Origin of the sequence: Hymenobacter lapidiphilus (assembly GCF_013377885.1) — a bacterium.
Taxonomy (GTDB): Bacteria; Bacteroidota; Bacteroidia; order Cytophagales; family Hymenobacteraceae; genus Hymenobacter; species Hymenobacter lapidiphilus.
Window position 1 is genome coordinate 1 of record NZ_JABKAU010000105.1, and the last position, 759, is coordinate 759.

1 pseudogene is annotated in these 759 nt (G+C 58.0%); it reads left to right on the forward strand.

Going from position 1 to position 759, the window contains the following annotated elements:
- Positions 1-44 precede the first annotated feature (44 nt).
- Positions 45-759 (forward strand): annotated as a pseudogene (locus HW554_RS20795) (IS5 family transposase); the annotation flags it as partial.

Here is a 759-nt window from a genome sequence, read left to right on the forward strand (position 1 = left end):
CTAGGGCGTGAGGACAATTAGGGATTTGGCGTTTAGCTTTCGGGATGCATCGGTACGAAATTACGGACAAGCAATGGCAAGCTATCAAAGATTTGTTGCCTGGCAAATCGACTGACTGCGGTGTAACGGCCGCCGATAACCGCCTGTTTGTCAACGCTATTGTCTGGCTCATGCGCTCGGGCGCCCCGTGGGCGGATCTGCCCAGCCGCTTTGGTCTGGCTAATTCGGTGGGCCAGCGCTACCGCCGCTGGGCCAAGCGAGGCGTTTGGCAACGCGTGTTCGAGGCCCTGCAAGTCCCCGATCTGAGCAGTGTCATGCTCGACTCGACTATCCTGCGGGCTCACCAACATGCAGCGGGCCAAAAAAAAGCGACGCCAAGAGCGAGTGTCTTGGTCGGGGGCGCGGAGGCCTGAGCACCAAAATTCATACCTGCACCGATGCGCTGGGGCGGGCTATCCGTTTCCTGGTCACGGCCGGTCAGGCGGGCGACTGTCCTCAGGCATTGCCGCTACTTGCTGGCTTAAAACCGGCTAAAGTACTGGCCGACACGGCCTATGATAGTAATGCCAACCGGGCCTATTGCGCCGACAATGCCATTGAAGTCATCATTCCAAGTCGGGCCAATCGGCTTGAACCGGTGCCGTTGGATGAACAGGGCTACAAAGACCGCAATCAGGTAGAACGCTTCTTTAACCGCATGAAGCAGTACCGGCGCTTAGCCACCCGCTACGACAAAACCAGCGCCGCTTTTCTCAGCTT